This window comes from Halorubrum sp. Eb13 (assembly GCF_002252895.1).
Taxonomy (GTDB): Archaea; Halobacteriota; Halobacteria; order Halobacteriales; family Haloferacaceae; genus Halorubrum.
Genome location: NZ_NHPE01000143.1, coordinates 82,354 through 98,451 on the forward strand (window position 1 = coordinate 82,354; position 16,098 = coordinate 98,451).

General features: G+C 70.6%; 18 protein-coding genes. 9 read left to right on the forward strand and 9 right to left on the reverse strand.

Going from position 1 to position 16,098, the window contains the following annotated elements; translation table 11 throughout:
- Positions 1–3: 3 nt before the first annotated feature.
- A complete protein-coding gene (locus DJ75_RS16690) occupies positions 4–747 on the reverse strand; it encodes a fumarylacetoacetate hydrolase family protein (RefSeq protein WP_094525562.1) in 744 nt (247 codons plus the stop codon).
- Between the two features lie 94 nt (positions 748–841).
- Between DJ75_RS16690 and DJ75_RS16695 the strand changes: the two genes are divergently transcribed.
- Complete coding sequence (locus tag DJ75_RS16695; RefSeq protein ID WP_094525564.1) at positions 842–1,669, forward strand: enoyl-CoA hydratase/isomerase family protein; 828 nt, start codon at positions 842–844, stop codon at positions 1,667–1,669.
- Between the two features lie 74 nt (positions 1,670–1,743).
- Here the strand turns inward: DJ75_RS16695 and DJ75_RS16700 are convergent, their stop codons facing one another.
- The 3 genes from DJ75_RS16700 to DJ75_RS19265 form a co-directional block, all read right to left on the reverse strand.
- The gene (locus DJ75_RS16700) at positions 1,744–2,883 is read right to left on the reverse strand and encodes an acyl-CoA dehydrogenase family protein (RefSeq protein WP_094525566.1); all 1,140 of its coding nucleotides are present in this window, start codon (positions 2,881–2,883) and stop codon (positions 1,744–1,746) included.
- Between the two features lie 70 nt (positions 2,884–2,953).
- Entirely contained in the window at positions 2,954–3,676 is a 723-nt protein-coding gene (locus DJ75_RS16705; RefSeq protein ID WP_254922007.1) for a hypothetical protein, read from the reverse strand.
- Complete coding sequence (locus DJ75_RS19265; protein ID WP_254922008.1) at positions 3,640–4,026, reverse strand: zinc ribbon domain-containing protein; 387 nt, start codon at positions 4,024–4,026, stop codon at positions 3,640–3,642. Before DJ75_RS19265 ends, DJ75_RS16705 begins: the two co-directional genes overlap by 37 nt.
- 175 nt (positions 4,027–4,201) lie before the next feature.
- Between DJ75_RS19265 and DJ75_RS16710 the strand changes: the two genes are divergently transcribed.
- From DJ75_RS16710 to DJ75_RS16720, 3 genes are all read left to right on the forward strand, one after another.
- Positions 4,202–4,924, forward strand: coding sequence for a metal-dependent hydrolase (locus tag DJ75_RS16710; RefSeq protein WP_094525568.1), 723 nt, complete (start codon positions 4,202–4,204; stop codon positions 4,922–4,924).
- Positions 4,925–5,236: 312 nt separating this feature from the next.
- Positions 5,237–6,634 carry a sugar porter family MFS transporter gene (locus DJ75_RS16715; RefSeq protein WP_094525570.1) on the forward strand — a complete coding sequence of 466 codons (1,398 nt, stop codon included), beginning with the start codon at positions 5,237–5,239 and terminating at the stop codon, positions 6,632–6,634.
- 123 nt (positions 6,635–6,757) lie between these two features.
- Positions 6,758–7,156, forward strand: a complete 399-nt coding sequence (locus DJ75_RS16720; protein ID WP_094525572.1) for an OsmC family protein — start codon at positions 6,758–6,760, stop codon at positions 7,154–7,156.
- An 81-nt stretch (positions 7,157–7,237) separates the two neighbouring features.
- Here DJ75_RS16720 and DJ75_RS16725 read toward each other — a convergent pair whose 3' ends face one another.
- Both DJ75_RS16725 and DJ75_RS16730 read right to left on the reverse strand, forming a co-directional pair.
- A complete protein-coding gene (locus DJ75_RS16725; RefSeq protein ID WP_094525574.1) occupies positions 7,238–9,802 on the reverse strand; it encodes a PAS domain S-box protein in 2,565 nt (854 codons plus the stop codon).
- 50 nt (positions 9,803–9,852) lie between these two features.
- On the reverse strand, positions 9,853–10,038 hold the full coding sequence (locus DJ75_RS16730; RefSeq protein WP_094525576.1) for a hypothetical protein: 186 nt from the start codon (positions 10,036–10,038) through the stop codon (positions 9,853–9,855).
- A gap of 203 nt (positions 10,039–10,241) precedes the next feature.
- On the opposite strand from DJ75_RS16730, the gene DJ75_RS16735 reads away from it, so the two are divergent.
- The 5 genes from DJ75_RS16735 to DJ75_RS16755 all read left to right on the forward strand — a co-directional run bounded on the left by DJ75_RS16735 (position 10,242) and on the right by DJ75_RS16755 (position 12,829).
- Entirely contained in the window at positions 10,242–10,529 is a 288-nt protein-coding gene (locus DJ75_RS16735) for a hypothetical protein (RefSeq protein WP_094525578.1), read from the forward strand.
- A gap of 79 nt (positions 10,530–10,608) precedes the next feature.
- Positions 10,609–11,163 (forward strand): thioredoxin family protein, encoded by a 555-nt coding sequence (locus DJ75_RS16740; RefSeq protein WP_094525580.1) that lies wholly within the window; start codon positions 10,609–10,611, stop codon positions 11,161–11,163.
- 97 nt (positions 11,164–11,260) lie between these two features.
- Positions 11,261–11,953 (forward strand): hypothetical protein, encoded by a 693-nt coding sequence (locus tag DJ75_RS16745; protein ID WP_094525618.1) that lies wholly within the window; start codon positions 11,261–11,263, stop codon positions 11,951–11,953.
- Positions 11,954–11,955: 2 nt separating this feature from the next.
- Positions 11,956–12,369 carry a hypothetical protein gene (locus DJ75_RS16750; protein WP_094525582.1) on the forward strand — a complete coding sequence of 138 codons (414 nt, stop codon included), beginning with the start codon at positions 11,956–11,958 and terminating at the stop codon, positions 12,367–12,369.
- 136 nt (positions 12,370–12,505) lie between these two features.
- Positions 12,506–12,829 (forward strand): hypothetical protein, encoded by a 324-nt coding sequence (locus DJ75_RS16755; RefSeq protein WP_094525584.1) that lies wholly within the window; start codon positions 12,506–12,508, stop codon positions 12,827–12,829.
- A gap of 4 nt (positions 12,830–12,833) precedes the next feature.
- Here the strand turns inward: DJ75_RS16755 and DJ75_RS16760 are convergent, their stop codons facing one another.
- From DJ75_RS16760 to DJ75_RS16770, 3 genes are all read right to left on the reverse strand, one after another.
- Positions 12,834–13,139, reverse strand: coding sequence for a PRC-barrel domain-containing protein (locus tag DJ75_RS16760; RefSeq protein WP_094525585.1), 306 nt, complete (start codon positions 13,137–13,139; stop codon positions 12,834–12,836).
- A gap of 165 nt (positions 13,140–13,304) precedes the next feature.
- Positions 13,305–15,539: an LUD domain-containing protein gene (locus DJ75_RS16765; protein WP_094525586.1), complete on the reverse strand. Its 2,235-nt coding sequence runs from the start codon at positions 15,537–15,539 to the stop codon at positions 13,305–13,307.
- Positions 15,532–16,080 (reverse strand): LUD domain-containing protein, encoded by a 549-nt coding sequence (locus tag DJ75_RS16770; protein WP_094525588.1) that lies wholly within the window; start codon positions 16,078–16,080, stop codon positions 15,532–15,534. The genes DJ75_RS16765 and DJ75_RS16770 overlap by 8 nt, the downstream gene beginning before the upstream one ends.
- Positions 16,081–16,098 lie beyond the last annotated feature (18 nt).

A 16,098-nucleotide genomic window follows, 5' to 3' on the forward strand; every position in this document is an offset into this window, starting at 1 on the left:
CGCTCAGGGGACGCGCACGTCGTGTTCGAGCGTCCCGACGCCCTCTATCTCCACCTCGACGGTGTCGCCGTCGGAGAGCGCGCCGACGCCCTCCGGCGTGCCCGTCGCGATGACGTCGCCGGCCTCCAGCGTGAGGTACGTCGTGATCTCTTCGATCAGGGTCGGCACGTCGAAGATGAGGTGCTCGCGGTCGCTCGACTGCTTCGTCTCGCCGTTCACTCGGAGCTCGACGCCGGCGTCCGCGGGGACCTCCTCGGGCGTCGCCATCACCGGACCGAGCGGCGCGGCGTTGTCGAACGCCTTCCCGCGCACCCAGTTCTGCTCGCGGTTCTGGTCGTCGCGGTTCGACACGTCGTTCATGCAGGTGAACCCCGCGACGACGTCCATCGCGTCGTCGGCGTCGACGGCCTTGCACTGCTCGCCGATCACGACCGCCAGCTCGGCCTCCCAGTCGATCCGGTCTTTCCCCTCGGGGACGGTGACCGTGTCGCCGTGGCTCGCCAGCGCGTTCGGCGGCTTGAGAAAGAGGAGCGGGCGATCCGGCACGTCGTTGCCGAGCTCGGCCGCGTGGTCGGCGTAGTTGCGCCCGATACAGACGATCTTCGTCGGGTCGGTCGGCGGGAGCACGTCGATCGCGGGGTCGTCGAGCGCGTACTCGTCGCCGCCGAAGGCGACGGCGTCGCTCTCGGGATCGTAGGTGCCTTCGCGGATCGATCCGGCCGGGTCGCGGAACCGTGCGCGGTGCATGTGCGGCGTGGGGCGACGCGGATAAAAAGCGTTCCCGGTCGACGCAAGGCGGCCGACCGCACACCTATTTGTGGAGGCCGGCCCGCCGTCCGGTATGGCCGACGACACAGCCGACGGAGAAATCGACGCGGAAGCGCGCGACTACGACGACGTCCGGTACGCGGTGAGCGAGGGGGTCGCGACGGTCACCATCGACCGCCCGGACGTGTACAACGCCTTCACCCGGACCACGGTCCTCGAACTCAACGACGCGGTGCGGCGGGCCGAGCGCGACGACGGCGTGTACGCGACGGTCCTCACGGGCGCTGGCGACGGGTTCTGCGCCGGGGCGGACACGACGGAGATGCCCGACTGGGACGATCAGTACCCGGAGGAGTACGGGGCGTTCCTCTGGCTCATCCAGCAGCTCGTCTGGCGGCTCCGGACGGCCGCGACGCCCTCGGTCGCCGCGGTGAATGGCCCGGCGATCGGCGCCGGCTGCGACTTCGCGCTCGCCTGCGACCTGCGCACGATCGCCGACGACGCGGTCATGCGCGAGGGGTTCGTCAACGTCGGGCTCGTCCCCGGCGACGGCGGCGGGTGGCTCCTTCCCCGGCTGATCGGCGAGTCGAAGGCCCGCGAGTACCTGCTGACCGGCCGGGACATCACTCCAGAGGACGCCGTCGACATCGGGCTCGCTACGGAGCGGGCCGAGGACGCTCTCGCGGCCGCCACCGCGCTCGCCGAGGAGATCCGGGACAAGCCGAGGACCGCCGTCCGGCACACGAACCGGCTGATCGATCCACAACAGAGCTTCGACGAGTACTGTCGGAAGGCGGCCGAGTACCAGTGGGACTGCGTCATCGACCCCGAACACGAGGAGGCGGTCGCGGCGTTCAACGAGAAGCGCGAGCCCGATTACGGCCGGTCGTACGACGAGTAGCGAGGGCGGACGCAAGCGTCTGGGAGGTGACTCGCCGCGCTACTGCACGAAGACCGGCAGCGGGCCGACCGGCGCTACCGCGCCGAGACCGGCGGCACGCCGTCCTCCTTCAGCGCCCGAGCGATGGTGTTCAGCTGCATCTCGTCCGTGCCGGCCGCGATACGGCGGCTCCGCGCGAAGCGGTAGAGGTACTCCAGCGGGTGGCCCCGCTGGTAGGCGCGGGCGCCGACGATCTGGACCGCCTCGCTCGCGACCTGCTCGACCATCTGCGAGCAGTGGAGCTTCGCGGTCGATGTCTGGAGCCGCGGCGGGGCGGGGTCGTGGCCCTGCGCGCCGGCGGCCGACATATACACCAGCGACGCCGCGGTCTCGACGTTCCGGTACATCTCCGCGAGCCGCCACTCGATCCCCTGGAACTCGTCGAGCGGCTGATCGAACTGCTCGCGGTCGGTCGCGTACGCCAGCGCCTGCTCCAGCGCGGCCTCCGCCCACGCGACCGTGAGCACCGAACTGCCGAGCCGCTCCCAGTTGAGCGAGACCAGCTGCTGTTTGAACGCCTCCGTCCCCCGAGTCAGGACGTGCGTCTCGGGGATCACGACGTCGTCGATCGTGAAGTGCGTCTGCGCGTACCCGGCCATGTTCGTGTACACCTCCTCGATCTCGACGCCGGGGTCGTCGTAGGGAATCACGACCGACCCGAGCCCCTCGGGGAACCTGACCCAGGCGACCGCCGCGTCGCCGAAGGGGACGCCGCCGACCCAGGTCTTCTCGCCGTTACACACGAGCTTCCCGTCCTCCTCAGTCACCTCGGTCGACATCGACCCCACGTCCGAGCCGGCGTCGGGCTCCGAGATGGCGATGGAGACGAAGCTCTCGCCGGCGGTGACGGCGGGGAGGTACTCTTCCTTGACCGCGTCGGACCCGAAGAGGTCGATCGCCCGCGGTCCGACCATCCCCTGCATGTAGGTGAACCACCCCGTGTCGGGACACTCTCGCCCGACCGCCTGTGTGAGGAGCATCGCCGCCACGTCGGAGCGGCCCTGCCCGCCGTACTCCTCGGAGATGGACGGGCAGTAGAGGTCCGCCTCGGCGAGCCGCCGGAGGTTCTCCCACGGCACGTCGCCCCCCCAGGTGTAGGCGTCCTCGGCGAACTCCGCGGCGACCGCTTCGGCCTGCTCGGCGAACTCGCGCTGCGCGGCTGTTAGCGCCTGCATGGGCGTTGTTGTCGGGCAGACGCTGATAAGCGGTCTGGTCCGTCCCCCCCCGCCCGGTACGCCGTCCGCGTCAGCCGTCGCGGGCGCGGTCGGTCGCCGCCCCCGAGCCGTCGCCATCGGCGTCGTCAGTCGATCCGACGGTCTCCCAGTCGCCGGTCGATCCCCCGGCCTCGACGCGATCCGTCGGCTCGACGCTCTCGGCGCGGCCGTCCGCCGCTCCCTCCGACCCGCCGAACAGCTCCTCGCGGGCGCAGTCCTCGCAGTAGCGGTTTCGCTCGATCGCGTGCGTCCGGACCGGCACGCCAGCCGCGACCGTCTCGTCGCGGCGGCGACGGACGACCCCGCGCTCGAAGGACTCGCCGCAGACGACGCACGGGGACTCTGTACGCTCCGTCGCTCGGATCACCCGGTGGTCGACGGTCCGGATCCGACCGAACCGGGAGAGCCCGTGTCGCCGGCGCAGACGTCGCTCCGCGGGCGGCGTCAGCGCGAGGCCGACGAGCGCGAACGCGGCGCCGAACGCCGCGCCGGGGAGCGCTCCCTGTCTCGCTGAGACGACGGCGATCCCGAGCCCGATCAGCAGGAGGATGCCGCCCAAGAGGTACCCGGAGAGGGCCACGAGCGGGTCGTCGTTCCCGTCTGGTGAGGGGAGTTCGCCGTCCGGAATCGGGCCGTCGGAGACGCTAAGCCGCCGCGTTTCGGCCAGCTCGGAGTAGTGGTACCAGCCGTACAGCAGGTTCCCGACGCCGCCTGTCGTCAGGAGGAGGAGCACGTGGACGGGGATCGAGCCCACCCCCTGTCGACGAGGACGACCCGATCGCCGCGGTCCTCGACGAGTTCCCAGCCGTCGTCGAGGTGGTCGCTCACCCGGGCGCGGAACGCGCGGCGCGCCTCGGTATCGACCGCATCGTCGGGTCGACGGGTCACGCGACCGCCTGCTCCGGGCCGCGCCGCCCCGCACTCGGCGCAGAACTCGTCGTCGGGCGCGAGCCGCTCGCCGCAGTCGGCGCAGTACGCGACGCCGCCGCCGGTCCGCACCTCGGCGCCGCAGCCGGGACAGAAGTTCGCGTCCGGCGGGAGGGTCCGGCCGCACTCGCGACACGCGTCGGTGGATGGGGGGCTCCCGGTCCGCTCGGAGGGCATGATCTACCGGTTGAGTCGGAGCGGTGTTAATTCCTCTCCCGACGCGTCACGGACCGACGGGACGAGGGCCCGGTCGAACGCGCGAGTCGCGACTCAAGAGTCCGACTCCCGTCCCCGAGAGCGGGTCCGCGGCGTCGACTTTTATTACTGTTCGCCGAGAGGATCCGGACGAACCATGGAACTCACCTGGCACGGCCACGCGACGTGGCACGTCGTCGTCGACGACACGGAGCTCCTGATCGATCCGTTCTTCGACAACCCGAAGACCGACGTCGATCCTGCGGAGCTCGATCCGGACTACCTACTCTTGACGCACGGCCACGGCGACCACGTCGCCGACGCCGCGGCGTTCCCCGACGCGACCGTGGTCGCCACGCCGGAGCTGACCGCGTACGTCCAGGAGGAGTTCGGTCTCGAACACTCGGTCGCGGCCGGCGGGATGAACATCGGCGGCACCGTCGAGTGCGGCGACGCGTGGGTGACGATGGTCCGCGCGGACCACTCGAACGGGATCGAGAACGACCCCGACTACTCCGCCGGGATGCCCGCCGGCTTCGTGGTCGGCGACAAGAAGCCGACCCAGGAGTCCGACCCCGACTGTACGACGTTCTACCACGCGGGCGACACGGGACTCATGTCCGAGATGGTCGACGTGATCGCGCCGTACCTCGAGCCCGACGCCGCCGCGCTTCCCGCGGGCGACCACTTCACGATGGGGCCCGCGGGCGCCGGCATCGCCGCCGACTGGGTGGGCGCCGACGTGGTGTTCCCGATGCATTACGACTCGTTCCCGCCGATCGAGATCGAGACGCGGGAGTTCGTCAACGAGGTGAAGGCCGCGGGTGCCGTCGCCGAGCCCGTCGTTCTCGACGGCGACGAGACGTACACGCTGGAGTAACGTCCGGCGACGGACGGATCCCCTGCCGGGCCGCCGCCGGTCACGAACCCGAATCTACGGCCGTATCCCTCTCTCGCACCGAGACCACCGAGTTAAGGCCACGTGCCCGCTGAACCGAGGCCGCCAGCCCGCGGAGCGTCTTCGGACCGACGCCGTGAGCCGATAAGATACTACTCAGTATAAAATAAATATTACTGGAGACGGCGTAGATTCCAGCAATCTCCGCCGACAGAAATTTATCTAATTTATTTAAATTAATAATAAATCAGAAGACTTCTAAATAAAAGATGAAAACGGACGGGTTGATACGTCATGTCAACCGCTGATATCCGGGCCGTGATCCGCGGGGACGCCGGTCGCTTCGTGTACGTCGTCTCCGCGCTCGCGGCGCTCAACGGGCTCCTCTTCGGGTTCGACACCGGGATCATCTCGGGCGCGATCCTCTTTATCGACACCGCGTTCGAGCTGAGCGCGCTGGTGGAAGGGATCGTCGTGAGCGGGGCGATGGTCGGCGCGGCGGCGGGCGCGGCGATCGGGGGGCGCATCTCCGATCGCATCGGTCGCAAGCGGTTCATCCTCCTCTCGGCCGGCGTCTTCTTCGCCGGCTCGTTCCTCATGGCCGTCGCGCCGACGGTCCCCGTCCTCGTCGCCGGCCGGATGATCGACGGCGTCGCCATCGGCTTCGCCTCGATCGTCGGCCCGCTGTACATCTCGGAGATCGCGCCGCCGTCGGTCCGAGGCGGACTCACGTCGTTGAATCAGCTGATGGTGACGGTCGGAATCCTCTCGTCGTACTTCGTCAACTACGCGTTCTCGGGCGCCGGCGCGTGGCGCCTGATGCTCGGCGCGGGGATGGTCCCCGCCGTCGTGCTCGCCGTCGGGATGCTCCGGATGCCCGAGAGCCCGCGCTGGCTCTACGAGCGGGGACGGACCGAGGAGGCGCGGGCGGTGCTCCGACGAACGCGCGACGGCGACATCGAAGACGAGCTCGCGGAGATCGAGGCGACCGTCGAGGCGCAGTCGGGCAACGGGATCCGCGATCTCCTCAGCCCGTGGATGCGCCCCGCGCTGATCGTCGGACTCGGGCTCGCCGTCTTCCAGCAGATTACCGGTATTAACGCGGTGATGTACTACGCCCCGACGATCTTGGAGTCGACCGCGTTCGGGAGTTCGCAGTCCATCCTCGCGTCGGTGGCCATCGGGACCGTGAACGTGGTGATGACGGTCGTCGCGATCCTCCTCATCGACCGCGTCGGTCGCCGACCCCTGCTGCTCGTCGGTATCGGCGGCATGGTCGGGACCCTCGGCGTGGCCGGCGCGGTGTTCCAGTTCGCGGACCCGACCGGCGGGCTCGGCTGGTTGGCCACCCTGACGCTCGTGGCGTTCGTCGCTTTCTTCGCGATCGGGCTCGGACCGGTGTTCTGGCTCCTGATCTCCGAGATCTATCCGCTCGCCGTGCGGGGGAGCGCGATGGGGATCGTCACCGTCGTCAACTGGCTCGCGAACCTCGTGGTCGCGCTCTCGTTCCCCGTGCTGCTCGACGGGATCGGCACGCCCGCGACGTTCTGGCTGTTCGGCGGCTGCAGCGTCGTCGCGCTCGTCTTCACCTACCGGACGGTCCCGGAGACGAGCGGCCGAACGCTGGAGGGCATCGAAGCCGATCTCCGGGCGGCCACCGGAGCCGGCGCCGACGAACGGCCGGACGACTGACCGCGGACCCCTCCCGCGAGACGATTCCCTTCCTCGCGACCTGTCGCTCTCGCGCGTTTCCACTGGCCGGCCCGTCACGTGTCGGCAGCCTTTAGCGGGCCGGGAACGAACCCACGGGTGACCATGTCTGACATCGAGACGTCCACCGTCTCCGAGGAAGGGTACGCCTGCACGAGTCAGGTCGGCGACTTCGACCTACAGATCGACGCGACCGACGAGACGGGGCCGAATCCGAACGCCGCGCTCGTCGCGACGTACGCCTCCTGTTACCTCCCCGCCTTCCGCGTCGGCGGGAGCCAGCGCGGCGAGGAGGACCTCGGGAAGATCCAGATCGACGCGAGCGCCGACCTCGACGATGACGACGACCTAGCGGCCGTCGCCTTCGACGTCCACGTGGAGGCCGACCTCGACGACGAGACCGCGTCGGACATCGCCGAGCGCGCCGAGGGGATCTGTCACGTCCACAGCGCGCTGCGCGAGGGGCTTCACGCCGACGTGAGCGTCTACCCCGGCGCCTTCTGAAGACCGGGACCGCCGACCGCGTTTTTTTTAATACGCCGCACCCGCGCCGAGCGCCGGCCGCGGGCCCGGATCGCCGGACGCCTACGGCCGGTCGACGCCGCGGAACTCGAAGCGCGCGCCGCCCGACCCGCTCTCGGTCAGCGTCACCTCCCAGCCGTGGGCCTCGGCGATGCGCTCGACGATGGCGAGCCCGAAGCCGGTACCGGTGTCGGAGGTGGTGTAGCCGCTGTCGAACACCTCGTCGCGGCGCTCCTCGGGGATCCCCGGCCCGTCGTCGGCGGCGTAGAAGCCGTCCTCGAGGTCGCCGACGACCACCCGGCCGCCGCCGTGCTCGGCCGCGTTCCGGAAGAGGTTCTCAAAGAGTCGCTTCAGACGGCTGCGGTCGGCGAGCACCTCGCGCTCGGCCTCGAAGTCGACCTCGAGGGCGGCGTCGCCGGTCTCGTCGCCGCCTCCGGGGTCGTCGCCCTCGACCGATCCGAACGCGTCTGCGCCGTACCGATCCGCTACCTCGCCGAGGGCGACGCGTTCGACCGGCCCCACCGCGTCGCCCTGTCTGGCGAGCGTGAGGACGTCCTCGATCAGCCGTTCCATCTCGTCGAGCGCCCGGTCGCAGCGGTCGAAGTAGGAGTCGTTCCCCGTCTCCCTGGCGAGTCGAAGATAGCCGGAGAGCACGTTGAGGGGGTTCCGGAGGTCGTGCGAGACGATCGAGGCGAACTCGTCGAGCCGCTCGTTCTCGCGCTCGATCCGATCCTCGTACGCTTTCCGCTCCGAGATATCGCGGCTGCTGGCGAGGAACCGGTCCTCCCCGTGAACGTCGATCCGACGGACGTGGACCTCGACGGGGAACGTCGTGCCGTCCGCCCGCGCGAACGTCGTCTCCAAGCGAATCGTCTCGTCCATCTCGATATCCTCCCACATCTCGACGGCGTCGTCCGGGTCCATCTCCCGGTCGACGTCCCACACCTTCATCCCGGCCAGCTCGTCGGGGTCGTAGCCGAGCTCCGCCGCCATCACTCGGTTCACGTCGACGATCTCGCCCGTCTCGTCGTGGATGTCGACCATGTCGGGCGAGCCGTCGTAGAGCGCCTCAAGCCGCGCCGAGGTGCGTTCGAGGCGACGCTGTCGGCGACGCCGGTCCGTCACGTCGCGGGCGATCCCGAGCACGCCGTCGAACTCGCCGTCGATGACGAGGCGGCGCAGGCCGAAGTCGACGATCGACTCCGGCAGCCCGGGGAAGTCCACCTCGACGGTGCCCGACAGGGTCTCGCGGTCGCCGGCGACGAGGGCCGCGAAGGGGTCGCCGTCGCGGCTTTCCCGGATGCGGTCGATCAGTCGGCTCGGCCCGCCGACGAGCTCCTCGCGCGACGCCTCGTACACCTGGGCGATCCGGTCGTTCGCCAGCTCGAAGCGGGCGTCGGCGTCGTACACCGCGACGGCGTCGGGGAGCTCGTCGACGAGCCGGCGGTAGCGTTCGAGGTCTCGCTCGCGCTCCTTCTCCTCGGTCACGTCCATGTGGATCCCCACCGCCCGGACCGGGTCGCCGTCCTCGTCGCGCTCGACGACGCGGCCGCGGTCACGGATCCACCGCCACTCGCCGGACTTCGACCGCATCCGGTGGTCGCACTGGTACTGCTCGGTCTCTCCGGCGAAGTGCGCCTCCAGCGCCGACCACGCCCCGCCGACGTCGTCCGGATGCACGCGGTCCTCCCACTCCGAGAGCTCGAGGGCGATCTCGGAGCGATCGTACCCCAACATCGCGGCCCACCGCTCGTCGAACCGGACCTCGTCGCTGCGGAGGTCCCAGTCCCAGACGCCGACGTCGGCCCCCTCGATCGCGAGCCGGAGCCGCTCGGAGAGCTGGCGGAGCTCGCGCTCCCGTTCCTTCTTCTCGGTCACGTCGCGGAAGTAGACGGAGAGCCCGGTGTCCGACGGGTAGACGTTGACGGCGAGGTCGGCCCCGACCGCGTCGAAGCGGTACTCGAAGTCGCGGGGCTCCCCCTCCTCCATCGCCGTCCTGAGCTCCGCTTCGAGGACCGTCCCGCGGGCGCCGGGGAACCGCTCCCAGATCGGGTCACCAAGGAGGTCGGCGGCGTCGCGCTTGAGCATCTCCCTGGCTCGCTCGTTGAGGTACGTGAGCCGCCACTCCCCGTCGATCCCGCAGAAGGCGTCCGTCATCCGGTCGAGGTGTTCCGCGAGCCGCCGGTCGGTTCGCGCCTCCGACACCGCGTCAGCGATCCGCGACGCGAGCGTCGCGTACGGATCGTCGACGCCGTTCTTCGGGAGGTACGCGTCGACGCCGGCGGCGACGGCCTCGCTCGCTACCCGCTCTGACCCCTGACCCGTGAACAGCACGAACGGGAGGTCGCCGCGCCGCTCGCGGACGCTCCCGAGGAGCTCGACGCCGTCGATTCCGGGCATCTCGTAGTCGCTGACGACGCAGTCGAACGCGCCCGACTCGATCGCGTCCAGCGCCTCGGTCGGGTCGGTCTCGGGCGTCACGTCGAAGCGGTCGTCGCGCGCCTCGACGAGCGACGCGGCGGTGTCCGCGAACCCCGGCTCGTCGTCGACGAAGAGAACGCGGATCGGGGGCGAGGAGGCACCCGAGGCCGCGATCCCGGCCGGTCCGCCTGCGTCCTCTCCCGTCATTCGTAAGTGTACTCCTTATCCGACATGTTAACCGTTCCGTATTCGGTCCGTCACCCCCCCGCGTACTCGACGACCGCGCTCGACGCGACGTAGCCGATGGCGGCGAGGAGGAGCCCCGCGACGAGCGCGAGCGCGAACTCCCGACCCAGCGCGTACGCGAGCAGGAACCCGGCCATGCCGACGGCGTTCGCGCACAGCAGCCGGAGCGTTCGGTAGTTCGGCTCGCGGGTGGCCATGGGCCGTCTACGCCGGCTCCGTTCAAAAGCCCTGAGTCGGCGGCAGCCGGCGGTCGGACCGGAGGTTTAAGAGGGGATCCGAGGCCAGCGCTCGCGTGCCAGCGAGCGATCGGCGACCGCGGGGAACAGTGAGAGCGCGCCGGCGCGACCCGTGCCCGGAAGACGGAGATGAACGTCCGGAACGCGGCGGGGGCGGCTCGGTGATGCGCCCGCGACGACGTGCCGAGTCGGGCGCGCCCGGCCCGCGACCCGCCGCGGGCGGGGTCGTCGGCGTCGTCGGCGCCCTCGGTGCGTCGGTAGCCGTCCTCGCGGCGACCGCCGGACTGGTCGCGGCGGTCGCGCCGGCTGTGGGGGCGGACCCGCTCCGGCCCGGCGCGGTCGCGCTCCCGAACTGGACGCCCATCGCCGCCGCCGTGGTCGCGTTCGCGATCGCTTGGCTGACCGCGATCGGCGCGGCCCACGCGATCGCGACGGCGTTCGCACGGCGGTGATCGGTCGGTGACCGCCCGTAGTCGGTCGCCCGTCGGTGACCGCGGAACGGTTTTACTTCCGCCGGCGGTATCGACGCACATGGTGATGAAGGAGTCCGACTCGGCGCTCGACCGCGGCGACGCGGCCCCCGACTTCGAACTGCCCGGCGTCGACGGCGAGACCCACCAGCTCGACTCGTTCGACGCGGACGCGCTCCTCGTCGTCTTCACCTGCAACCACTGCCCGTACGCGCAGGCGAAGTTCGACCTCCTCAACGACCTCGCGGCCGAGTACGACGACCTGGCCGTCGTCGGGATCAACCCCAACGACGCCGACGAGTACCCGGAGGACTCGTTCGAGGCGATGCGCGAGCGCGTCGCCGACGGGACGATCGCCTACGACGCGTACCTCCGCGACGAGACCGGCGAGGTCGCCGAGGCGTACGGGGCGGTCTGTACGCCCGATCCGTTCCTGTTCGGCCGCGAGGACGACGCGTGGCGGCTCCGGTACCACGGCCGGCTCGACGACGCGCTCAACCCGGACGACGAGCCGACCGAGTACTACGTCAGAGACGCGGTGGAGTCGGTGCTCGCGGGCGAGGCGGTCGAGATCCCCGACCGCCCCTCCCGGGGCTGTTCGATCAAGTGGCCGTAGACGACGGCGACCTCGGGCCGCCCCGCCCGATGGGCGCGGACGGCGTGCCGCCGGAGACGGGTTGAAAGGGGTCGGGGCCGAATGCGTTCGTATGGGAATGAAAGGCGACGGCGAGGCAGACCTCCACGAGATCGACCGGTTCGACGGCGGCGTGGGGTGGATCGCGTATCCCGAGGAGACGATGGAGCGCGCGAGCCACGCGGTCGCGGTGCCGAACGAGGAAAGCGAGAGCAACGACGTCTGGGTGTTCGACCCCGTCGACGCCCCCGGGCTCGACGACCTGCTGGCCGAACTCGGCACGGTCGCTGGCGTCGTGGTCGGGCTCGACCGACACAAGCGCGACAGCGCCGCGATCGCGACCCGTCACGGCGTCTCGGTGTGGGTCCCCGAGTGGATGACCGGCGTCGCGAACGAACTCGACGCGCCGATCGAGCGGTTCGGCGATCGGCTGGCCGACACCGGCTTCGAGGCGTTCCGGATCCGCGACTCCTCGCTGCCGCCGTGGCAGGAGGTCGGGTTCTTCGACGGCGAGACCCTGATCGTCCCGGAGTCGCTCGGCACCTCGTCGTACTTCCGCGGGGACCGCGAGCGGATCGGGGTCCACCCGATGCTCCGGCTGACGCCGCCGACGACGGCGCTCTCGGGCCGCGATCCCGACCGCGTGCTGGTCGGGCACGGCGTGGGCGTGCTCGACCGCGCGGCAATCGCGGTCGAGGACGCGCTCTCGAACTCGCGGGGGAAAGCGCCGGGGCTCTACGCCAAGACGCTCCGGTCCGCGATCGGGATCTGACCGTGATCCACGTCACCCGCGACCTGCTGACGGTGCTGCTCGAACGCGCCGCGGAGCGCGACCCGAACGAGACGAACCTCCGGCTCTCGGCCACGCGCGCGGGCGACTTCGACGCCGACACCGGTCTCGGCCCCGAGACGCCGGTGGTGACGCATTTCACGCCGGACGTCGGCGGGTCGGTGAACGCGGTGTTCGGCGTCGACCTCGGCACCCCGGCGGGTCACGGCGGGGGGCGGTTCCTCTCGCATCCGGGCGGGTTCCTGGGCGTCTCGAAGACGGACGACCTCGCGGCGGTCGTGCTCGTCGCGGTTCCGCCGTACGACGAGGAGAGCGTCGCCGCGTTCGACCGCTCGGGCGACGGGATGGAACTCGCCCTGCTGGACGCGGCCCCGCCCGAGGAGTCGATCCCGGAGTGAGCCGCGTCGAGCGCCCCCGGAGCGCGCGCCGAGCGGCCACCGGAGCGAACCGTCCGAGACCGCGTCCGACCGACGCCACCGTGCGAGTGCGGTGCGAGCATGGGTTTAAAAAGGTCCGAGCGAGTACGACCCTCCGATGGCAGCACGCCCACCCGGCGGCGGTTCCTCTGAGCCAGACGCGATCGAGTTCGGCATCGCCGTGCTCGACGAGCGGGTCGAGGAGGCCGGCGTCTCGTTCCCCGCGACCGACGAGGAGATCGTCGACGCGCTCGAGGACGGCGCGATTCCGTACGACGCCAAGGGCCGCACGATCCGAATCTCCGAGGCGCTAAACGAGGTGCCACAGACCCGGTTCGAGAACGAGACCGAATTTCTCGACGCGCTGTACCCGGTGTTCGACCGCAAGCGTCGGGAGGGCGGCGGCTTCCTCACCAGCCTCCGCGACGCGCTCCCGTTTTAATCGGCTACGCGGACTGGCCGATCTCGGCTTCCTCTTCGTCGTCGCCGCCGGTGTCGAGCCGTTCGATGATGTCGTTGATCAGCACGACGTCGCCGACGGCGCGTACCCACCGGTACGGGACGATGACGCCCGTGTTCCTTTCGACGCGCCCGGCGAACAGCTCGTGGTTGAGCTGCGCGAGCGCGAGTCCGGTCACCGCCTGCGCGTCTAGATCGAGGCGCACGTCCTCGATCTCGCCGACGAAAACGCCGTTGTTCGAGTACACCTCACGACCGACGAGCGACGTGATCTCCTGTGGGGCCGCGTTCATATCACATACGGTCAGGAGCGCGCCTATTAAGCGTTCGTTGTCGAACGACGCCCGTCAGACGGGCGGCTCGGCGGTCGGGGGCGATGAGGCCGGCGGCGAGGGTCGGCGAGGGCCAGCGAGGGTCGGCGAGCGTCGGAGACGACCCCGACCGCCCGTCCCGGCCGCTCACTCCCGCGGCGCGACCAGCTCCACGGGGTGCATCGGCGCGTCGCCGAGCAGCGCGTCGATCTGCTCGGTACAGGAGGTGCCGGCGGCGACGACGGTGCGGTCGGTGTCGCCGAACTGCTCGCGGATAGGCTCGCCAACGTCCATGCTCAGCTCGTAGTAGTCGTTCTTGTAGCCGAACGAGCCGGCCATCCCGCAGCACTCGGTGTCGGAGACGCGCACGTCGTAGCCGAGCGCCTCCATCACCGCGGTGGCGTGCTCGCCCACGCCGATCGTCCGCGCCTGACAGTGCGGGTGGTAGGCGACGCGCTTGCCGGCCGCCACCGGGCCGGTGCCCTCGACCGGCGCGCGCAGGGCGGCCGGGTCCCCGCCGTTCTCCAGCAGGCCGAAGACGTACTCCATCACGTCGTAGCTGGCCGCGGCGAGCCGCTCGTGGGAGGTCTCCGGGAGGAACTTCTCGTACTCGCTCCGGAACATCGCGAGGTCGCTCGGCTCGATCACGACCACGTCGCGGCCGGCGTCGACGTGAGTCGCGAGCCCGGCGTACACGTCCTCGGCGGCCGACTCCGCCGTCGCGATCATCCCCTGCGAGAGCGGCGGGCGGCCGCTCCCCGGGAGGTCCGGGACCCGCACGTGGACGCCGAGCGCCTCCAGCGCGCGCACGGCCGCCTTCCCGCGGTCGACGTCGACGTAGTTCGTCGCCGTGTCGGGGTAGAGCACGGCCTCGCGCTCGGCCTCGGCCGCCGGCACCCGGGCGCCGCCGCGGGCCGCGAACCAGTCGACGAGGGGCTCGCTCGCGAACTCGGGGAGGTCGCGGCGGCGGTCGATCCCGGCGACCCGCTCGGCGAGCGCACGGAGCGGCCCCGCGTCCGAGAGCCGGTTCGCGACCGGCGCGGTCCGGCTCCCCCACTTCGCCAGCGTCTCGTAGTTGCCGACGAGGCGGGTGGCCAGGTCGAGCCCGGCCGGCTCCTCGTCCGGGACCAGCTCCTCGAACATCCAGTCCGTCTGGCCCGGGTCGGCCTCGCCGCGGTTGATGCGGTCGCGGACGACCGTGTTGATCCACGGGATGTCGATCCCGACCGGACACGCCGGGACGCACCGCGAGCAGCCGGTACAGAGGTCGTTGAACTCGGCGGCGACGTCGAGCCCCTCGATGCCGGCCTCCCACCCGGTCGCGATGCCGCCGGAGTAGGTCTCGCCGCCGAAGGCGTGGCCCCCGACGCTCTGGAAGTTCCCGCAGGCGTTCGAGCAGGCGGAACACCGGATGCAGTACAGCGTCTCTTTCAGCTGCTCGTCCTCGCGCATCTCCATCCGGCCGTTGTCGATGAGCACGAGGTGGAAGTCGCGGTCGTCGCCCGAGCCGTCGGCGAGGGGCTCGTCGTCGCTCTCGAAGTCCGGCACCGGCGAGTCGACGGGCGGGGTCAGCGTGGAGATGTACGAGGTCACGTCCTGCCCGGTCCCGGAGCGGCCGATGAGCTCGACGAACGGCGAGAAGTCCTCGACGGTCGGGACGAGCTTCTCGACACCCGCGACGGCGACGTGGGTGTCCGTCGCGCTCACCGTCTTCCGGGCGTTGCCCTCGCTGGTGACGAGCAGCATGGTGCCGGAGTCGGCGGCGACGAAGTTCGCTCCCGTCATCCCCACGTCGGCGCCCTCGACCAGCTCGCCGAGCCGCTCGCGGGCGAACATCGTGAGCTCCTCGGCGGTCTCCGGCGGGTCGTCGAGGTCGAACCGCTCCGCGAACAGCTCCGAGATCCCCTCGCGGGACTTGTGGATCGCCGGCGCGACGATGTGCGAGGGCGCCTCGTCGGCGAGCTGGAGCACCCACTCGCCGAGGTCCGTCTCGATCACCTCCACGCCCTCGGCCTCAAGCGCCTCGTTCACCTCGATCTCCTCGGAGGTCATCGACTTCGACTTCACGAGGCGGTCGGCGTCGCGCTCCTCGGCGGTCAGCTCGGTGACGTACCGGTTCGCGTCCGCCGCGTCGTCGGCGACGTAGACGGTGCCGCCGTTGGCCTCGACGGACGCTTTCACCTCGTCGATCAGCTCCGGGAGCCGAGCGATCGCGTCCTCCTTGATCTCGCGGGCCTCCGCCTTCAGCTCCTCGTAGTCGTCGAGCCGCCCCGTCGACTCGTACCGTCCCCGATTGAACCCGCGGGTGTTCTCGGCGACCGCGTCGCCCTCGGTCGCCATCAGCTCGCGGATGCGGTCCCCCTTGGCCGCGTCGCTACTCATCGGCGGTCACCTCCGACGACACGGAGTCGCGTCCGCCGGCGTCGCCCTCCCGCAACAGCACCACGTGTACCTCCTTCGGTCCGTGTGCGCCGTGGACGAGCCCGCCCATATCGGCGGTCGCGCTCGGCCCGGTCGCGAACACCACGTCGACCGACTCGTCGCGCGCCTTCGGGCCGAGCCACTCGAACGCGTCGGGCATGTCCGGGACGAGATCGGCCTCGCGGAGGACGACGACGTGGCGGTCGACGAAGAGGCTCACCGGTTCCGTGCCGGCGGCGTCGGCCTCGATCGCGACGCTCCCGTACGCGGCGACCCCGAGCGACGCGTCGGTGACGCCGGTGTGGGCCGCGCGGAACTCGGCCGTGGTCGGGTCCGTCTCGATCCGGTCCGGAAGGGAGGCGGCGTCGAGCTCGACCCCGACCGCCGGGTCGCCGGCGGCCTCGTCGATCAGTTCCGCGCATTCGCTCTCGGTCCCCTCGGTCACGATCACGCCGAGGGAGTCGAGACGACGCTTGAACGTCGAGCGGTCGGCGACTGACATACGTCATTATTCAACGGG

Excerpts from the sequence above, each read along its gene's own strand:
- DJ75_RS16715 (WP_094525570.1), top strand. The coding sequence starts at position 5,237 with ATGTCAACCGCTGATATCCGGGCCGTGATCCGCGGGGACGCCGGTCGC.
- DJ75_RS16765 (WP_094525586.1), bottom strand. The coding sequence starts at position 15,539 with ATGAGTAGCGACGCGGCCAAGGGGGACCGCATCCGCGAGCTGATGGCG.
- DJ75_RS19265 (WP_254922008.1), bottom strand. The coding sequence starts at position 4,026 with ATGCCCTCCGAGCGGACCGGGAGCCCCCCATCCACCGACGCGTGTCGC.
- DJ75_RS16735 (WP_094525578.1), top strand. The coding sequence starts at position 10,242 with ATGCGCCCGCGACGACGTGCCGAGTCGGGCGCGCCCGGCCCGCGACCC.
- DJ75_RS16725 (WP_094525574.1), bottom strand. The coding sequence starts at position 9,802 with ATGACGGGAGAGGACGCAGGCGGACCGGCCGGGATCGCGGCCTCGGGT.
- DJ75_RS16700 (WP_094525566.1), bottom strand. The coding sequence starts at position 2,883 with ATGCAGGCGCTAACAGCCGCGCAGCGCGAGTTCGCCGAGCAGGCCGAA.
- DJ75_RS16745 (WP_094525618.1), top strand. The coding sequence starts at position 11,261 with ATGAAAGGCGACGGCGAGGCAGACCTCCACGAGATCGACCGGTTCGAC.
- DJ75_RS16770 (WP_094525588.1), bottom strand. The coding sequence starts at position 16,080 with ATGTCAGTCGCCGACCGCTCGACGTTCAAGCGTCGTCTCGACTCCCTC.
- DJ75_RS16755 (WP_094525584.1), top strand. The coding sequence starts at position 12,506 with ATGGCAGCACGCCCACCCGGCGGCGGTTCCTCTGAGCCAGACGCGATC.
- DJ75_RS16690 (WP_094525562.1), bottom strand. The coding sequence starts at position 747 with ATGCACCGCGCACGGTTCCGCGACCCGGCCGGATCGATCCGCGAAGGC.
- DJ75_RS16760 (WP_094525585.1), bottom strand. The coding sequence starts at position 13,139 with ATGAACGCGGCCCCACAGGAGATCACGTCGCTCGTCGGTCGTGAGGTG.
- DJ75_RS16710 (WP_094525568.1), top strand. The coding sequence starts at position 4,202 with ATGGAACTCACCTGGCACGGCCACGCGACGTGGCACGTCGTCGTCGAC.
- DJ75_RS16695 (WP_094525564.1), top strand. The coding sequence starts at position 842 with ATGGCCGACGACACAGCCGACGGAGAAATCGACGCGGAAGCGCGCGAC.
- DJ75_RS16730 (WP_094525576.1), bottom strand. The coding sequence starts at position 10,038 with ATGGCCACCCGCGAGCCGAACTACCGAACGCTCCGGCTGCTGTGCGCG.
- DJ75_RS16740 (WP_094525580.1), top strand. The coding sequence starts at position 10,609 with ATGGTGATGAAGGAGTCCGACTCGGCGCTCGACCGCGGCGACGCGGCC.
- DJ75_RS16720 (WP_094525572.1), top strand. The coding sequence starts at position 6,758 with ATGTCTGACATCGAGACGTCCACCGTCTCCGAGGAAGGGTACGCCTGC.